The 18739-nt window shown below is 58.4% G+C and carries 11 protein-coding genes; 5 read left to right on the forward strand and 6 right to left on the reverse strand.

Annotated elements, in window-relative coordinates; translation table 11 throughout:
- Positions 1 to 50: 50 nt before the first annotated feature.
- Entirely contained in the window at positions 51 to 692 is a 642-nt protein-coding gene (locus tag VK574_RS18785) for a hypothetical protein (RefSeq protein ID WP_472801409.1), read from the forward strand.
- Between the two features lie 322 nt (positions 693 to 1014).
- A complete protein-coding gene (locus VK574_RS18790) occupies positions 1015 to 3447 on the forward strand; it encodes an ABC transporter permease (protein WP_472801410.1) in 2433 nt (810 codons plus the stop codon).
- A gap of 69 nt (positions 3448 to 3516) precedes the next feature.
- Here VK574_RS18790 and VK574_RS18795 read toward each other — a convergent pair whose 3' ends face one another.
- Positions 3517 to 4116 carry a DinB family protein gene (locus VK574_RS18795; protein WP_472801411.1) on the reverse strand — a complete coding sequence of 200 codons (600 nt, stop codon included), beginning with the start codon at positions 4114 to 4116 and terminating at the stop codon, positions 3517 to 3519.
- A gap of 297 nt (positions 4117 to 4413) precedes the next feature.
- Between VK574_RS18795 and VK574_RS18800 the strand changes: the two genes are divergently transcribed.
- From VK574_RS18800 to VK574_RS18810, 3 genes are all read left to right on the forward strand, one after another.
- Positions 4414 to 4743: a PadR family transcriptional regulator gene (locus tag VK574_RS18800; RefSeq protein WP_472801491.1), complete on the forward strand. Its 330-nt coding sequence runs from the start codon at positions 4414 to 4416 to the stop codon at positions 4741 to 4743.
- 2 nt (positions 4744 to 4745) lie between these two features.
- The gene (locus VK574_RS18805; RefSeq protein WP_472801412.1) at positions 4746 to 7610 is read left to right on the forward strand and encodes an ADOP family duplicated permease; all 2865 of its coding nucleotides are present in this window, start codon (positions 4746 to 4748) and stop codon (positions 7608 to 7610) included.
- 68 nt (positions 7611 to 7678) lie between these two features.
- Positions 7679 to 10429: an ADOP family duplicated permease gene (locus VK574_RS18810; protein WP_472801413.1), complete on the forward strand. Its 2751-nt coding sequence runs from the start codon at positions 7679 to 7681 to the stop codon at positions 10427 to 10429.
- Between the two features lie 80 nt (positions 10430 to 10509).
- On the opposite strand, the gene hpnI is transcribed toward VK574_RS18810, so the two are convergent.
- The 5 genes from hpnI to VK574_RS18835 all read right to left on the reverse strand — a co-directional run bounded on the left by hpnI (position 10510) and on the right by VK574_RS18835 (position 18712).
- Positions 10510 to 11709 (reverse strand): bacteriohopanetetrol glucosamine biosynthesis glycosyltransferase HpnI, encoded by a 1200-nt coding sequence (hpnI, locus tag VK574_RS18815; RefSeq protein WP_472801414.1) that lies wholly within the window; start codon positions 11707 to 11709, stop codon positions 10510 to 10512.
- A 275-nt stretch (positions 11710 to 11984) separates the two neighbouring features.
- Positions 11985 to 13241 carry an ABC transporter permease gene (locus tag VK574_RS18820; protein ID WP_472801415.1) on the reverse strand — a complete coding sequence of 419 codons (1257 nt, stop codon included), beginning with the start codon at positions 13239 to 13241 and terminating at the stop codon, positions 11985 to 11987.
- Between the two features lie 117 nt (positions 13242 to 13358).
- Positions 13359 to 14615, reverse strand: a complete 1257-nt coding sequence (locus VK574_RS18825) for an ABC transporter permease (RefSeq protein WP_472801416.1) — start codon at positions 14613 to 14615, stop codon at positions 13359 to 13361.
- A gap of 276 nt (positions 14616 to 14891) precedes the next feature.
- On the reverse strand, positions 14892 to 16118 hold the full coding sequence (locus tag VK574_RS18830; RefSeq protein WP_472801417.1) for an ABC transporter permease: 1227 nt from the start codon (positions 16116 to 16118) through the stop codon (positions 14892 to 14894).
- A gap of 284 nt (positions 16119 to 16402) precedes the next feature.
- Positions 16403 to 18712 (reverse strand): tetratricopeptide repeat protein, encoded by a 2310-nt coding sequence (locus tag VK574_RS18835; protein ID WP_472801418.1) that lies wholly within the window; start codon positions 18710 to 18712, stop codon positions 16403 to 16405.
- Between the last annotated feature and the right edge of the window lie 27 nt (positions 18713 to 18739).

An 18739-nucleotide genomic window follows, 5' to 3' on the forward strand; every position in this document is an offset into this window, starting at 1 on the left:
GGCGTTATCTCGGTAGCACGCCGGCGATCCCCGGCCGAGGAGAGATTCAGATGAGGACAAGAAATTGCAGCTTGATGTCGGCAATGGGCGCGCTGGTGCTCGCGGTGGCGATGGTGCCAAGCGCCCTGGCACAGTGTGGTCTCAACAAGAATTACGTCAAACCCGCTGCCTGGCATCCCCAGCTTGGCTCAGCACAGTTCATGCGTGCCGCCCTTTTTAACGATGATGACCGCGACGACCGCGACGGCCCTTCGATCGTCGGCATGTGGCACGTAACCTTCACCGCCCATACGATGAACGGAAATCCTATCCCCAGCAACGCTTACCCAATGATCGATAACGCCCTCGTTGTCTTTCATAGTGACAAGACAGAGATCATGGAATCGGCCCGGCCGCCGCAGGATGGAAATTTCTGCCTGGGCGTCTGGGAGAGGACGGGAGGTCGCTCCTACTATGTCAACCACCTGCCCTGGCTTGGCAACGATACAGCGAACGCACCCGGCGGCATCGGCAATCCCACGGCTGGGGCGCAAATCACCGAGCGCGTGACCCTTGGCGAAGACGGCAACAAGTACTCGGGAAGCTTTACGCTGGTGGCCTATAACCTCGATGGAAGCAAGGCCGTCACATTTACTGGCGTCCTGGCCGCAACCCGCATCACCACCTCAACCTCCTTCCCCAGCCTGTTCTGATCGGGGCTGACCAGCACGTCCCCGTCCTGCTCATCAGGAAGGGGACGTGCTCCCGGGGAATGCTCTCCGGGACGATCTCGGGGCCCTCGCAAACAGAAATCGCCGACGTGTGATCCAAATTACAAACCGAGTCGGAGCGGTGTGCGGAAATGAACGATCCGCTGGTTCATCGGACATAGGGGTCTCTCACCGTGAAGGCCTAAGCGAGACTATCTCAATGAAACTACAGATCTTGTAAGTCACCGTGCTTTGGCGCACAGCATGCAATCATAGAAAGCAATACTCTCATTCCCCAGAGCAAAATTTCCTTCAGGAGGCGTCCATGCGTGGACTGCTTCAGGATGTTCGCTTTGCCTTGCGGCAATTGCGCAAGAGTCCGGGATTCACAATCACCGCAGGGTTGATGCTGGCGCTGGCCATCTGCGCGAATAGCACGGTCTTCAGCTGGATCGACGGGACGATGCTGCACCCCATTCCCGGCGCTCACGATACCGGCGCGCTAGTGAGCGTGATGCGGGGGCAATGGAATATTTCTCCTTCGCCGCCGCTTTCGTATCTCGATTATCGGGACCTTCGGGAACAGAATCGCAGCTTCGCCGGAATCCTCGGATATAACCACGACTGGCTCACGCTTACGGGCGGAGTAACGCCGGAGCGGATTTACGTTGGCAACGTCACTTCGAACTTTTTTGACCTGCTGGGTATCCAGCCTATGCTGGGACGCTTTTTCCTTCCGGAAGAAGAGACGCGGCCTGACGCTGTTCCCTATGTGGTATTGAGTTACTCGTTGTGGAAGACGCGGTATGCAGGGGACCCGGCGATTGTGGGCAAGACCATCGAGATCGCGCGGCATCCGGTAACGGTGATCGGCGTGGCGCCGAAGGGGTTCAGCGGAGCGATGCCTGGGATTCGGGAAGATTTGTGGGCAACGCTGAACCCGATCGGCTCAAATGCGTGGCGCATGACGCACCGCAACGCGACATGGCTGAACGTGCTGGGAAGATTGCGGCCGGGAGTAAGCCGGGATCAGGCCACGCAGGATCTTGAGACGATCATGCGGAGGATCGCTGTCGCTTATCCGAACGATCATCTCGGCGTGAATACCATTACGCTTGATCCGATGTGGCGTTCGCCCTTTGGCGCCAACATCTATATGGCCACTACGCTGCCGATTCTGCTGGCGATTGCAGGGATCGTGCTGCTGCTGACGTGCGCCAACGTGGCCACGCTGGCGTTGGTACGCTTCGTCGCTCGCCGCCGCGAGATTGCCATCCGGCAATCGTTGGGTGCGGGACGAATTCAGTTGGTCAGGCAGATGGTGCTGGAGGGATTCTTTGTATCCTTCGCCGGCGGAGCACTGGCCTTGCTGCTGACGGCGTGGACGGCGAAAAGCTTTGCGCGATTCATTCCGCCAAACGCAAATCCAGTTGTCCTCAACGGAACTGTGGATCACAACGTTGTGATGGTCATCTTGCTGCTTTCGGTTCTGGCGAGCATTATCTGCGGGGCATTTCCCGCATTGCGCTCGTCCCGTGTGCCGGCCGCAGAGGCGCTGAAGGAAGAAGCGGCGAGCGTATCAGGCGGATCGCACAATCGCCGGTTGCTCAGCGGCCTGGTGGTGGCGCAGATTGCCCTTTCATTGGCGCTGCTTGTGACCTCGGGACTCTTTCTGCGCACGCTCAGAAACATCAGTTCCGCGAATCCCGGGTTTGAGCAGGACCATATTCTGACCGCCTCGGTAGGTCTGGCTATAGCAGGCTACCCTGATGAGGAAGTGCGCGAGATCAGGCACAAGATTCTCGATCGCGTAATAGCGCTGCCGGGCGTTACGGTTGCATCGCTTACGGACTGGGTTCCTTTCAACTTCAACCGCAAGTCGGTGGATGCGTATCCCGAGGGTTATGTTCCGCGTCCGCACGAGTCTCTTGAATTGCGCAGGGCCGATGTGACACCGAGGTATTTCGAGACGCTTGCAATACCAATTCTCGAGGGCCGCGATTTCACCATGGACGATAGTGAAAAAGCGCCCGGCGTGGTGGTTGTGGATCAAACGGCGGCAAGCCGGTATTGGCCACGACAGGATCCCCTGGGGAAGAAGCTGAAGATATGGGGCCAGCCGTTCACGGTCATTGGACTGGTGAAGAACTCGAAGCACAATCTCATGAACGAACTGCCGGAACCCATGATCTACATGAGCTACTTCCAGCAGCCAGACAGCGAATTGACAGTGCAGGTGAAAACGAAGGGCAATCCCGCCGATATGGCGCCGCTCCTGGAGCAGGCGATTCACCAGGTCGATGTGCGCCTGCCGGTATTTGATGTGCGCACGATGCACGAGACTACGCAGATGTCGAGCATGTTTGCGGTCATGCAGAGCACGTTCGCAGGAATGTTTGCCATGATTGCGCTGGTGCTGGCCGCGACGGGGATCTATGGCGTGGTGGCGTATCGCACGCAACTGCGCACGCATGAAATTGGCATTCGGGTGGCGCTCGGTGCATCGCGGTCGGATGTGCTGCGGCTAGTTTTGATGCAGGGAGCGCGGCTCACGATCGCGGGCCTGATGGTGGGACTGGCGCTTGCGTTCGGATTGACGCGCTTCATCGCCGGGTTGCTCTACGGAATCAGCGCGACCGACCCGTTAACCGTGATCGCAGTGGTTGTGCTTCTGGGAGTCATGGCGATTTTGGCGTGCTATCTGCCTGCGCATCGCGCCATGCAAGTCAATCCGGTTTCCGCGATTCGCGAGCAGTAAAACAAAGCCCGGGCCCACCGTTCAAGGTGAGACCGGGCTTGCTGGTGGCGCGATCGATGAGAGCGAGGTTTACATGCCTCCGCCGCGGCTGGCCGGCGGAACGATGCCATTCATGCGCAGATAAACAACCATCTGGCCGTAGTGATCCATCATGTGGGAGATGCCGAAGGTGGACATCCCTGCGCGGGTGCCGTTGGCCGTCATAACGAAAACATTCTCAGGGGTAATGCCGTTGACGTAGGTGTGAGCCTGCGTGAACGAGTCCTTGAGCGCCTGGATGATGTCGGCCTTGGCAGTGAGCTTTTCAATCGCGTCGGCTTTGGCCTTCATGTCGGCTTCGGACATGCCGCCGCCGCCAAAGAAGTAGAGGTTGGCCTCAGTGACGTGCTTTACCTGTCCTCCGAAAGTGCGTACGCCCTTGAAGTCACCGGCTGTGGCGGGCGGCGCAAAATCGAATTTATCTGCGGGCATTGCTTCTGCGGCGTCAACAAATTCCTTTTCCATCATGCCGAGCAGTTTCCCGTATGTTTCTGATGGCGACATTGCCGTCCCGACAGCAGGCTTCGCCGGCTTTGCGGGTGCTGCGTCTTGGGCGAAAGCAAGTGCGGGTGCGGCAGCCACAGCGCAACACAGCAGCATGCGAGCGGCAATTCGTGAGGGGATGTGCATTGGATCTCTCCTTGCGCGGCTGCTTCGTTCGAGTGGAGGGATAAAAGCTCAGGCCGCGTGAAGGCAAATCTAGCAGACGGACTGCGCGTCCAGATAGCGAAATTCCGTGAATCTGTTGCAGAAGGCCGGGAAGGAGTATCAAGCCGGTTTTTAACAATGTCGAGTGACGGTTTCTGTTCCAGATGACCGGTGCATCTTCAGAGGAATCCCACGCAAACTGCCACTCGTCACAAAATCAAAGCTACCACTTGACATTCAAGTACAATGCATCGTCTACTTGGATGCCAAGTGAAGAAGATGACGCTACCAATTCTGCAAGGCACCCTCGACCTGATGATCCTGCGCACCCTCGCAACCATGGGTCCGCAACATGCGTATGGTATTGCCAGCCGGCTTGAGCAGGTTTCAGGAGACCAGCTGAACCTGAACCAGGGAACGATCTATCCGGCGCTGGTGCGACTGGAGCAGCACGGGTGGACGCGCGGGTCCTGGGGCAAGACCGAAAACAATCGCGAAGCGAAGTACTACACCATCACCAAGGCGGGATTGAAGGCGCTGGATGAAGAGACTGCTCGCTGGCGGCAGATGGCGGACGTGGTGGAAAAACTTCTCGCGGAGGAACAATAGCCATGGCTCGCCTGCGCAGACTCCTCGCCAGATTCCGAAGCCTGTTCGGCAACAACCGGGCCGAGAATGAACTTGCGCGCGAGGTTGCGGCCCATCTGGCTCTACTCTCGGAGGAATTTGAACGTCGCGGCATGTCGCCGGAAGTAGCGCGGATTGCCGCGAAGCGCGCCTATGGTGGCGTGGAGCAGGCGAAGCAGGCTCATCGCGATGAGCGGTCGTTTCTTTGGATCGAGCAAGGCGTGCAGGACCTTCGCTATGCGTTTCGCATGCTGGCGAAATCGCCTGGCTTCGCCGCCGTTGCTATTCTGACTCTTGCGCTCGGCATCGGCGCTAATACCGCGATCTTCAGCGAGATCGACGCAGTGATGTTGCGATCGGTTCCGGTGGAGGATCCACAGCATCTCGTGATCTTTGGGTGGAGTGCGCAGCATAAGCCGAAACTTCGCAGCCACAGCGGCTACGGCGACTGTACGGCCGACTGCGCTTTTTCAATGCCGTTCTTTCAGGCTCTGCGCGGCCACACAAATACGCTCACCGACGTGGCGGCATTTGCAGGCCCCATTGAAGTGGGCTTCAGCGGCAACGGCCCGGCAAACATTACACGCGGCCTTTTTGTCTCCGGTGATTACTTCACGACGATCGGAGTAAAAGCCGCTTTGGGAAGATTGCTAGGACCTGCCGATGATACGCCCTCCTCATCCCCGGCGATTGTTCTGGACTATGGCTACTGGCAGCGAGCCTTTGGTGCTGACCCATCGGCCGTGGGGCGCATCGTCCGCCTCAACAACGTGGATGCAGCCATCGTCGGAGTCGCCAGCCCCGGCTTCAACAGTCTGACCCCCGGCAAACATCAGGACTTCTTCATGCCGTTTTCGCTTACGATGCGAGTGCGGAGCGAGTGGTGGGATATCGAGGACCGGCTCTCCGACGCCGGGACGTGGTGGGTGTTGATCGCAGGCCGGCTCAAGCCGGGCATCCCGGTTGCGCAGGCGCAGGCCGAAACCACCACACTCTTCCGTTCGGAAACGCTGCATGGAGCGAAGCCGGCATTTACTGAAGCCGACGCGCCCGTGATCAGGCTGCTGCCCGCGCAACAAGCACTCGACGGGGAGAGCAGCCAGATTGCTCCTATGCTCGATCTCATCATGATTGCCGTAGGCCTTGTTCTCCTGATTGCGTGCGCCAATGTCGCCGGTCTCATCCTGGCGCGTTCCACCAAACGCCAGAAGGAACTGGCAGTCCGCCAGGCCCTTGGCGCCGGGCGGGCGCGGATCGCCCGACAGCTTCTTACTGAGAGTGTTCTGCTGTCGGTTGCCGGCGGCGCGCTGGGAATTCTGTTTGCTGTTTGGGGCGTGGAGGCAATCACCAGGTTTGTGTCCAACGGCCTCGATCAGCCCTTCTCGTACGTCATCGGTCCCGACTGGCGCGTGCTGTCGTTCACCCTGGGCCTCACGCTCGCCACGGGAGTTTTATGCGGACTCGCCCCAGCTCTGCGTGGATTGCGAGGCGACCTCACGCCGTCTCTGCGGGAAAACTCATCGACGATTCCAGGAGCTGTGCGACAGGTCGGGCGGCGTTTTCGCCTCGGTGACGCCCTGGTAGTGGCGCAGGTCGCGCTCTCCATCGTGGTGCTGGTTGGCGCAGGGTTGCTGGTGCGCACCTTGCAGAAACTGCAAACGGTCAATCCTGGATTCGACACGCAAAACATCCTCTTGTTCGGCCTCAATCCTAGCCTTGCGGGATACAAAGATCGGCAGACCGTGCATCTCTATCACCAATTGCAGGATCGATTCGCAGCATTGCCAGGTGTCGTCTCTGCCAGTTATTCAGAGAGTGCACTTTTGAGCCAAAGCTGGTCAGGCACGGACGTGCATCTCGACGGGGCCCCGCCTAAAGAGAATGTCGACACGGCATTGCTTGCAGTGGGCTCGGATTTCTTCTCGATGATGCGCATCCCGATGCTGGCTGGCCGACCGTTTACGACAGCGGACTTCGCTGCGGCAGAAGCGACGAGGGCCGCAATCACAGCTGCGGCGGAAGCGGCTGCAGCTTCCCACGATACACCTGGTGCATATCCGACCGTCGGCACCGCGCATCCGCAAACCGAGCTTCAGGCGCCTCCCGTGCCCGTTATCGTCAACCATGCCTTTGTGCAGAAGTTCTTCCCCAATCAGGATCCTTTGGGGAAGCATATGGGCAACGGGCAGGAAGATGAGCCTGCAATCGGCCCCCGGCCCGGCTATCGCATCGTGGGTGTCGTCGGCGATACCAAGTATGAGCAGCTGCAAAGCGAAATCAGGCCCACCATGTTTGAGCCATTGGAGGGCAACAGCGCCCACTTTGAGTTGCGGGCCACGGGCGATCCCACCGCGCTGGTGAAACAGGTGAGAGACATCGTTGTGCAGGCCGACAATAACCTGCCGCTCTTCGAGGTGCGCACACAGACGCAGCAGATAGAGCAAACGCTTTTTAAGGAGCGGCTGATGTCCCGCTTGTCGAGTTTCTTCGCAATCCTGGCGCTGGTGCTGGCGTGCATCGGCCTCTATGGATTGCTTTCGTACGAAGTGGCGCGACGGACACGTGAGCTGGGCATTCGCATGGCTCTCGGTGCGCAACGGCGCGATCTGATGCGGCTCGTGGTGCGGCACGGGCTGACGCTCGCTCTTTCCGGCGCAATCATTGGCATCGGCGCGTCCATGGCTGCCACGCGGCTCATGGCCAGCATGCTCTACGGCGTGCGGCCCAACGATCCTGCCACGTTCGCAGGTGTTTCGGTCTTGCTGCTGCTGGTGGCCTTTTCAGCGTGTGCGATTCCCGCTTGGCGCGCGATGCGCATCGACCCCATGGTGGCGCTGCGCGAAGAATGAAGCAGAGCCACTTTGCGTGTTTTGCGCGATAAAACGACGGGGAAACAATTCGCGGAGGCAAAATAACAATGACGCAGTGGAGACGGATCGTTGCCAGATTCCGCAATCTCTTTCGCAATCACCGGGTGGAAGCCGAACTTGCGCGCGAAGTTGCGTCGCATCTGGCTTTGCTCGGGGAAGAATTTGAACGTCGCGGCATGTCGCCGGAAGAAGCCAGGATCGCTGCGAAGCGAGCCTACGGCGGCGTGGAGCAGGCGAAGCAGGCACATCGCGATGAGCGAACGCTGTTATGGATCGAGCAAACCGCGCAGGACATTCGTCACGCCGGCCGTACTTTAGCCCGCAGTCCCGGCTTCACCTTTGTCGCTGTCGCCACGCTGGCGCTGGGCGTGGGCGTGAATACAACGTTGTTTACCGCCTATAACGCAGTCGCGCTCAAGCAACTTCCGGTTGCCAATGCGAGCAGCGTCGTGCGCCTCATGCGGACCCTCGACAGCCACTTCATTGGCGAGAATCAGTACGCCTTTTCTTATCCCGAATTCGTCAACCTTCGCGATCGTCAGAACGCGTTTCAAAGTGTGGTCGCCGCCAGTTGGCCGGTGCGGGTCCTCGTTTCAAATGCGGACGAAACCGGCGGTGGATCGACTCAATTCAAATCCGCGCAAGCGCAGATCGTCTCCGGCAATTACTTCGCGGCTCTCGGAATCAATGCAATGCTCGGCCGCGTTTTTGGCCCGAACGAGGATCGCGCTCCCGGCGGCAATCCAGTTGTCGTGCTCAGTCATGCGTACTGGCAGCGCCAGTTCCGTGGCGATCACGAGGCGCTGGGGAAAATCATAAGGATCGGCAACACCTCCTTCACCATCATCGGTGTCGCTCCGCGCGAGTTTACCGGCACAAGCCTCAATCCGCAGGTTCCGGATCTGTGGGCTCCGGTTTCGATGCAGCAGCAACTCGTGCCCGGACAGGACTGGCTGCACAAACCCACCGACTTTGAGTTCCAATTTCTTGCCCGGCTTGATCCTGGCGTCGGATTCAAACAGGCGCAGGCCGAGACCGATGCGCTGATTCGACAGTTCGCCACCACCTACGTCACGCGCGATCACACTCTTTCCGTCGTGCTCGAGCGCACGGCCTTCTTCGGCAATACCGGCGATCCTCGTTTTCGCGCTGGTGTGGGAGCGGTGATGGTTCTCTTCGCGTTGGTTCTGCTGGTGGCTTGCGCCAATGTCACGAATATGCTGGTTGCCCGCGGCGCCGCGCGGCAAAAGGAAATCAGTGTCCGCCTCGCGATGGGCGCCAGTCGTGCTCGTGTTGTGCGGCATCTTCTTACTGAAAGCATGTTGCTTGCACTGGGCGGCGGCGTCGCCGGACTGGCTCTGGCAGCGGCTGCCAGCAAATTGCTTTGGGTCGCGCTTAACCAGATACTCGTGCGGCAACTCGGAAGCGATTTTGTCCTGAGCCTGAATCTCAATCCCGATGCGCGCGTGCTGACCTATTCGCTCGGCATAGCCGTGGCTACGGGTTTCCTCTTCGGGCTCTCACCGGCGTTGCAATTCACGAAACCCGACCTGAACACTTCGCTCAAGGATGAAAGCACCTCGTTCGGACGCGGCATAACACGTTCGCGGCTGCGCGGATTGCTGATCGGAGGCCAAGTCGCTGTCTCAATGCTGCTCCTCACAACCGCCGGCCTGCTCATCCGCGGCCTTGCGCGCTCCCAGGCTGCTGAGCCCGGCTTTGATACTCACAGCGTTTACCTCCTGCGTGCCGACTTCGGAGATGATCCTGTCAAAGCAAGAGCCACGTTTCATCGCATGGCGGACTGGCTCGGGTCTCTGCCGGAAGTGGCGAACGTCTCCTACGGCACTGCTCCCATGATGGGCACCTGGACACCTCTTATCACCATCAAGAGGGCCGATGTTCTGCAGGGATCCATCGAGGCTCGCACTCTCGCGGGTTATGCGTCCGACAATTTCCTGAACACCCTGGGAATCGCTATCCTGCGTGGCCGCAATTTCACTTCGCAAGAATCGGCGACCGGAGCGCACGTCGCCGTGATCAGCGCTTCCGCGGCACGTCTCTTCTGGCCGAATCAGGATTCTTTGGGTAAACATTTCCAACTCGACATGCATTTCGACGGCAAGCTCACCGAGTTTGAAGTCATCGGCATCGCCAGGGATGTGCGATTCGCAAACCTTACGCGCATCGATCCAGCGCGTGTCTATCTCGCGGCTGATCCCGCACTGATCGAGCCTATGTTCTTCACGGTCCATGGCGATCCGCAGGCCGCACTCGCCGGAGTGTGGAAGCATCTGCGCACGTTCGACAGCGACATGCTGCCGAGCGTCTCTCTTTGGAATGTGGAGACCATGCTCCTCGACCCGCAGCGAACACTGGCCCGCGCACTTGCGATGCTTGCGGGCATCCTCGCATTGCTGGCGCTCTCGCTTGCGGGCATTGGAATCTACGGCGTCATGGCGTACGTCGTGACCCAGCGTACGCAGGAGATCGGCATCCGCATCGCACTGGGCGCAACCGCGAGCGGAGTTCTCAGGAGCATTGCTGTCGCAGGGCTGCGTCCCGTCCTGATTGGCATGGTTGTCGGAGTAGCTGGCGGCGCGGGCCTCTCGCTCCTCCTGCACCGCACGCTGGCATTTCCGGGGTCGGCAGATTTTCTCTACGGGGTCAGCTTCTACGACCCGCTGACCTTTTTGGGCATCACGGTGTTTCTGGTTGCAGTTTCTCTTATGGCTAGCCTGGGACCCGCTTTGCGCGCAATCAATGTCGATCCACTAGTAGCCCTGCGCTATGAGTGAGGCAGTTCGTAGTTCCAAGTCACGTTTGATCTGCCGAAACTCCGGGCGGTACTTTGACCTACGAACCTAGAACTCCGAACCTACTTCTCGTCGGCATTGCTTAACTTGCCGCCCTTCACAGTGAAGCGCTCGCTGCGCCAGACTATGGTGTTGCCGGCGAAGCCTGCGATCCATAGGCCAGTTGCGACGATGTCGCGGAGGGGGAGCAGAAGAAGGCAGGGCAGCACCTGATGATCGCCGAGCACTTCGGCGCCTACCGTCATGGCAAGCGAGATGCGGAGGAAGAAGCAGAGCGCGAGCAGCCACAAGCTGAGGGGGCTGATGCCGCTGGCGATGAGGTTGATGGCGGCGAGAGTGAATCCTTGCGTGAACAACAATCCTAAGTAGCCGCCCGGACGTGCGTCGCGCACCGTGCGCAGCCAACGTAACTGGTGATCGCAGAAGCTGCGCCATGCGTAGGCGGGCACACTGGTTTCGACTACCTCCGCGGAAAGCGCGATGCGATATCCGGCTTTGAATATGCGTTCGCCCAGTTCATAGTCGTCGGCGAGATAATCGACGAGCGCTTCGAAGCCGCCGATTTTCTCAAGGGCGTCGCGGCTGACCGCGAGCGTGGAGCCGAGCCCGTAGCGGAGGCCGCCCTCGATCATGCGGGCAACCAGAACACTGGGCATGAAGTCAGCGGCAATGCCGAGCGATTCGAGCCGCGAACCGAGCGTGCCATGTGCCCGGCCGCGATAGAGTGCAGTTACCAGGCCCACCGGTTTGAGCGGCTGCTCGTGTGGCTGCTGCGTAACCGGCGCAAATTGCGCCATCACGCGCTCAAGGTAGCGCGAGCTTACGGTGATGTCGGAGTCGTTGACGAGAATATATTCGCAGCGGGCCTGCTGCACGAGTTGGGTGAGCGTACTGACCTTGCCGTTGGTACCGAGGCGCGCCGGACACTCGATGAGGCGGATGGTGCGCTCGGGGAATTCGGTTTGCAGTTGCTGCACGGCAGGAACTGCAGGGTCATCGAGTGCCGAGACGCCAAAGAGAATTTCGTATCCGCCGGTGTAGGTCTGGCGGCAATGCGAGCGAAACGCTTCAAGCATGCCGGGGTCGATCCCCTTGAGCGATTTGAGAATCGAGACTCCCGGAGCAAACTGCGGGAGCGGTCCGCGGCGTGCTGCGATGTAGACGCACGCTGCGATGATGGCGAATACGTAATAGGCCATCCCAGCGATGGCCAGGATCGTGGTGAATGCTTCAACGGCCAGTGAAATTGCGTGTGGAACCACAGGGGCTAGTGTAGCGGATGAAGTCCACAGTCATAGTTTAGAGTTCACAGTCAGCGACATTGCAACCTTTTGAGGAATGAGAGCCGAAAACTGGAATCTGTTTCACAAATATTCCCCGCGCTGGTTGATGTTCCTCAGGGTTTAGACCCGTTGTCCTTTGGGTTCTTTTCGGCATGACTGAAGCCGTGCCCTGACACAGAACTTACTGATGAATCAGGCTGTAAAAACTGCGAACGAAGCACTGCGAACTCTGAACTTAGAACCGTGAACTGTTCTCACTCGTAGCGCAGCGCTTCTATCGGGTCGAGGTTTGCTGCTTTCCACGCGGGATAGATGCCGAAGACCAATCCGATGGCGCAGGAGACACTGAAACCGATCGTGACCCACATGGTCGACATGGTCGCGGGAAGGCCGATCGGAAGAAAATAAATGATCCACGTGAGCACGGCGCCAAGCAGAATGCCAAAGATGCCGCCCAACGCCGTGAGCGTCACAGCCTCAGTAGTGAACTGCAGCAGCAGTGCGCGCCTGGTGGCGCCGAGGGCTTTGCGCACGCCAATCTCGCGGGTGCGTTCAGTCACGCTGACAAGCATGATGTTCATCACGCCTACGCCGCCAACCATCAGGCCGACGCTGGATACTGCGATCATGAAAAGCACAAGACCGCCTGTAAGTTGACTCCAGAGCTTGGAGAGCGAGTCGGGGCCGAAGATTTCGAAATTGTCCGGCTTGTCGACCTTAACCTTCCGGCGAATACGCAGCATTTCGCGGATTTCTTCTTCGACCAGCGATTTGTTCTTCTGGTCGTCGTACTTGACGCTTATCGACATGTCCTTTAGCTCGGGATAGAGGTTATGAAAAACGCCAAGCGGGAAGAAGACGCCATTGTCCCCCGGGTTCTTGCCGGAGCCGAAGGGCTGCTTGCGCTTTTCCAGGACGCCAATCACGGTGAAAAGGCCGGACGCGACATTCACATCCTTGCCAATCGGATCCGCGTCTCCAAACAGTTCTTCAGCCGTGTCGTGAGCCACCACGCAAACGTGTGCGCGCCGCTGATCCTCATCGTCTGTCCAAAACCGGCCTTCTTTCATCGCCAGTTCTGATACGGTTTCGATCTCCGCAGTTGCACCTGCAAGGAATGCTCCAGAGACCTTTTTGCCGTTGTATTTCACGTCGACATCGCCAACGTGGAAGGTTTGATTCACGTGCTGATATATGCCATCAACGGCGACCACGTGAGGCAACGCCCGCAAGGCGAGGACATCGCCGAGATTCAACTTCTTGCGGGTAAGCATCTCGGTCGTAGGCCGTACGCCGATTAGCGGCATGTGAAATATCCAGAAGACATTCGTGCCCATGGAGGTGACCCAGTCGTTCACGCGGTTGTTGAGTCCGGTAATGACCGAGGAGATGGTGATCACCGTGGTGACGCCGATGACAATGCCGAGAATGGTCAACCCCGACCGGAGCTTGTTGGTTCTCACGGTATCGAGAGCCATCTTGACCGATTCCCGCGTCTGTCCCCGGGCCATGGTGTGCCTGATTTCTAGTAAGTTCTGAGTTCAAAGTTCGTAGTTCAGAGTTGATTTGCTGATGACGCCCTCGGCACTCCTAACTTAGAACTTCGAACTAAGAACTACGAACTGTTTTTACTCGTAGCGCAATGCCTCGATCGGGTCCAGGTTCGCCGCCTTCCATGCGGGATAGATGCCGAAGATCAGGCCAATCGCGCACGAAACGGTGAAGCCGGTAACTACCCACATGGTGGACATGGTTGCAGGCAGGCCGATGGGCAGAAAATAGATGATCCACGTGAGGATCGCGCCCAAAACAATTCCGATGATCCCACCCACGGCACACAACGTCACGGCCTCGGTGGTGAATTGGACCAGCAGCGTGCGCTTGGTGGCGCCGATGGCTTTGCGCACGCCGATCTCGCGGGTTCGCTCCGTCACGCTCACCAGCATGATGTTCATCACGCCCACGCCACCTACCATCAGGCCGACGCTCGAAACGGCGATCATGAACAGCACCAGGCCACCCGTAAGCTGATTCCACAACTTCGAAAGCGAGTCGGGCCCGAAGATCTCGAAGTTATCTGGCTTATCCACTTTGAGCTTGCGCGAGATGCGGAGCAGTTCGCGGATCTCCTCTTCGACAAGCGCCTTGTTTTTCGGGTCGTCGTATTTCACGCTGACCCACATGTCCTTGTCTTCTGGGTGCAGATTGTGAAACGTCCCGAGTGGGAAGTAGGCCATATTGTCAGCCTGATTCTTGCCGCCGCCAAAGGGCTGCTTCTGCTTGTCGAGGACACCGATGACGGTATACAGGCCGGTCTCGATGTTGACTTCCTTGCCGACAGCGTATTGATCGCCGAAGAGTTGTTCCCACGTGTCGTGCCCGAGAACCACAACGTGCTCTGCCTTCTTGTCTTCTTCGTCATTCCACAGGCGACCTTCTATGAAGTTAAGGTCTGTAACCTGCCCGACTTCCGCAGTGGATCCCTGCAGGATGGTGCCGGCAATCTTCTTGCCGTTGTATTTCACGCTGACGTCGCCGACGCGGAATTGCGACTTGACGTGCTGGAAACCGCCATCGGCTGCAACCACGTGGGGCAGTCTCCTCATCGCATACACTTCATCAATGTTGAGCTTCGGGCGACTGAGCATCTCCGTAGTTGGGCGCACGCCGATTACGGGCAGATGAAAGACCCAGAAAACATTGCTGCCCAGCGAACTTACAAAGTCCTGGACGCGGTTGTTCAGTCCGCTGATGACCGAGGAGATGGTGATGACGGTCGTGACACCGATAACGATGCCCAAGATGGTGAGGCCCGAACGCAACTTGTTCGTGCGTATGGTTTCGAGCGCCATCTTGACGGATTCGCCGGTTTGTTGACCTCGCATAGGTTGCTCCGTGAAGTTAAAAGTTTTCAGCTCTCAGTCGTCAGTCTTCAGTTGTCGACCGTTCAGTGCAGAAGGAATCTGTATAGATCCCACGAGCGCATGGATCATCCTTCCCATTTCCTGCGAAAGCCTCGACGCCGATTCGATCTGATCGAGTGATACAAATCCAAGAGACTGTGCCAGCGAGCCTCTCGCGACCCCGAGAAATTGGACCCCACTCGTTGGATAAACCCGCAGACTGATAACTGACGACTGAAAACTCACAGCTTGCGTTTCTCACATTTCTGCCCGTAACGCTACCACTGGGTCGAGCCTTGCGGCTTTGCTGGCGGGGTAGACGCCGAAAAAGATGCCTACGCTGCAGGCCAGGAACAGTCCCAGGAAGATGGCCCAGATGGGTACGGCTGTCGGGAACCCTACAAAGACCGTGATCAGCTTGCCGACCAGCACCCCAAGGAGAATTCCAAAGATGCCTCCCACCGAAGCCAGAGACGCACTCTCGATCAGGAACTGCATCAGCACGTCGCGCTGCTTCGCGCCTAACGCCTTGCGCACGCCGATCTCACGCGTCCGCTCCGTTACGCTCACGAGCATGATGTTCATGATGACCACGCCGCCAACGACCAGCGCAATGGAGCCCAGACCCATCACCACCCACGCGAACACGCCGAGAAGCTGATTGGCGATGTCGAGGAAGGTGTCATTGGTCTGGATTTCGAAGTCGTCAACTGCTCCAGGAGCGTTGTGCCGCCGCGAACGCATAATCACACGGGCTTCGTCTTCGGCGCGCACCATGCCCAGCGAACCGCCACCAGCGCGCGCATAAATGTCCACTGAATCGTTATAGCCGTAAATTTGCTGATAGGTCGTGATTGGAACGGCAACCCAGTTGTCCTGCGACTGGCCAAAGGTTTTGCCCTGCCGGTCGCCAACGCCGATGATGGTAAAGGGAATGCCGTCGACGCGAATCTCTTTGCCCAGCGGATCGCCGCCGCCGATGAGGTTGTCGACGATGTCATAACCAACGATGCAGCTGTGGAATGCATGATCTTCGTCTGCGGGTGTAAAGCCGCGGCCGAGCGCAATATCGATATTGTTCAGCGACATCATCGAGGCGGTATAGCCCCGGATGCCGGTGTTGTTGCTGGAGTGTCCGTTGTAGACCACGTTGGTGTTCTTGAACAGCGATGCACCCACTTCGCTGCAGTCGTCGCAGCCATCCTTGACAGCGTCGTAGTCTTCGATGCGGATGATCTTGCGCTTCTGATAGCTGAAGTACTGGTCGGCGGAAAGGATCACGCTCGACATGCGGTTCACCGTGAACACGTCGGCGCCGTAACCGGAGAGTTTGGTGGAGATGTAGCGCTTGGCACCCTGCACCAGGGTGAGCACCATGATTACCGAAGCCACGCCCATCACCACACCGATCAGCGTGAGAATGGAGCGTAATTTATTGCCCCAGAGGGATTGAAGCGCGAGTTTAAAGGCTTCGAGAATGCTCATGAAATCACTTTCTGCTTGCCCGGCGGATTCCTGGCGGCGCCAAATCCAGTTTACGCATTGATCGGGTCGATCTTCTGCGTCAAGTGACGAAACGGCTCCCGCGACCTCCACATTGAAGCCGGATGACCGCCAGTCAGGATTCGCCGATGTCTTATAGACGGCTACGTGGGATGCCGGGCCGCAGGTTTCCCTTGAATCCAGCGCTCCTCGATAATTGGTACGCAGCCGGAATCCCGACGGTTCCGGAATATCCGGTATGGGGGGGTGCCAGGCGAGTCAGCGGACTAGCGGAGTTCGCTTGGATGCTGGGAGGAATCGAGGAATTGCTGGATTTCCTTCTCGGCCTGCGCATCATGGGCTGCGGTGGCAAGATCGAGTGCATGGCGCGCGGTTTCGACGGCTTTTGAGTGATTTTCGGCCTTGTCAAAGGCCTGGGCCAGACCGAATTCGATACGTAAGTTATTGGAATTGCTTAGTTTTGAAGCCTTTTCCAACGCCTCTACCGCGCCTGCGTAGTCGCCGCTCCATTCCATCACAGAGCCGAGGTTGAAGGCGAAGGCTGCCGAGGTGGGATCGAGTTCGGCTGCTTTTCGTAGTGGCACAACGGCCTCATTCTGCCTTCCATTCATCTCGAGGGACATCCCAAGGCTCTCAAGAAATATCGTTTCCTCAGGATTGAGCGCGCTGGCCTTGCGGAACTCTTCGAGAGCATCGCCCGACTGCTGGGTGGCATTCAGCAAGTTCGCAAGGTTGAAGTGAGCCATGGCATCATCGGGATCCCGCTGGAGGGCACTGCGCAGCATTTCGATCGCTTGCGGCAATTGGTTGCGGTTTGCCAACGCGAAAGCCTCATCCACCATTTTGTAGAACTCGGTGGCCTGGGGATCGATTTTGGCAATGCTGTCGTCTGGGTCCACATTCACGAATTCGGGGATATTGACGGCGCGATTGGCGGCTGTTGTGTTCTCGACCAGTATCGCGGGGGTGTCATTGCCGCTGGCGTCGATGTGGGTGAGCATCAGTTGCGTGTAGGGCGAGCGCGACTTCGATGAGAACGCGAGCCACTTGCCGTTCGGCGAAAAGGTATGCCACGAGTTCATCAGAGACGTGTTGCACGTCATCAAACGCGCCTTGCCGCCATTAAACGGAATGATGTACAGCCGGCTGTCGGGCCGCATCAACAGGCCGTTTTTGTTCTGCACGAAAACGATCCATTTTCCATCAGGCGACACCTTGGGAAAGTTGTTGCTCATCCCGTTTCCAGTGGCGCCGGCCAAGGGAACGGCCTTTCCGCCGCGTCCCTCGTTGAAGGGAATCTTGTAGAGGTCGTACTGAATCTGCGGCTCGCGGGGGTCGTTGGCATACGTGGGCTTCGGCGCACCGGGCGGAAATGGGTCGCGCGCTGTTGCCCGGCTGAAGATCAGGTATTTTCCGTCCGGTGACCAGAACGCGCTGGTCTGGACCAGGTTGGGATCGTCGGCACCCGGCAAGGGCTGCATCTTCTCTTCTTTGCGGTCGTACCAGGCCAGAATTCCGCGGGTGGGATAAAACACCTGGAGGAAGCGAAAATCCTTGTAGTTGGTGCTGAAAAGCCGATCAAGCAGTCCCGACGCGAGCCCCGGAACTTCCTTTTGGTTCTTGTTGGCGTTGTTCGGTGGGCCGATTGAAGTGACCACATATCTGCCGTCCGGCGAAATCTGCGACATAAATCCAAACCGCTTGGTCGCGGGCGAAGAAGTACTTGCCTCAGAGTTCAGGTGGAAGGAACTCCAGTGGATCATGTCCTGGGTGTGGATGGTCATGTTCTTCGAGACCGGGACGAGTGCATAGAGCCCCTTGTCGTTCCTTGGTCCATCCATGTCGAGCCCGAATGTCTTGCCATCGCGCGAAAACGAATGGCAGTTCGCACAGGTGGGCAGTTTCTCCATCACCACATGGCTCTCTGGTTCGGAGACGTTGCGAATCTCCCATTTGATCAGGGGAATGGCAGATTGCGGTAATGGAGCAATTGGAGCATCTTCGGGTGGCGCGGAAGTCCGGAGGGGAACATTGCGATAGAAGATCGGTGCTGCAACCGGATCGGTCGAGGTTGATATGGTCACACTGCCGGCCGATACCGGCTTGTGGGCATCCCCCGTGATTCCGCTAATCGCGATGGTTGCGGGGGCGTTCACCGAGAGCTTTTTCATGGTGGCCCATGTCGCCGCGTCGGGCTGCCATGAGTGGGTTGCGGCCTGCTCTGGCGTCAGTTCCGGCCCCGGACCGGCGTCGGGATCAAGCTCACCGATTTGCATGTTCTTCCCCGGTGCTTCGACGCGCATTGGGGGTTCGTGACCGCCGAAGGAAACGTCGATCACCCAGCCCGTTGCTGCCTGGCTCAGGTCATGCCACAGAAATGTAGGAGCCGTGATATCGGGCGGGAAGACTGATCCGTTCAGCGGATAATCTATCGTGATCTTCGCGGCATTCGCCGCGCGGGCTGCCGGCTTCTCCCCGGGATGGGCTCCGGCTCCAGCGCCGCACAAGACAGCGATAGCAGCAACGGCGAAGACCCACGCGCGCCGGGCGCAGGCGGAGTAGAGAAACTTATTCAACTGGAGGCACTGGTTACATTTTTACAG

This window comes from Occallatibacter sp., assembly GCF_035317045.1.
Lineage (GTDB): Bacteria > Acidobacteriota > Terriglobia > Terriglobales > Acidobacteriaceae > Telmatobacter.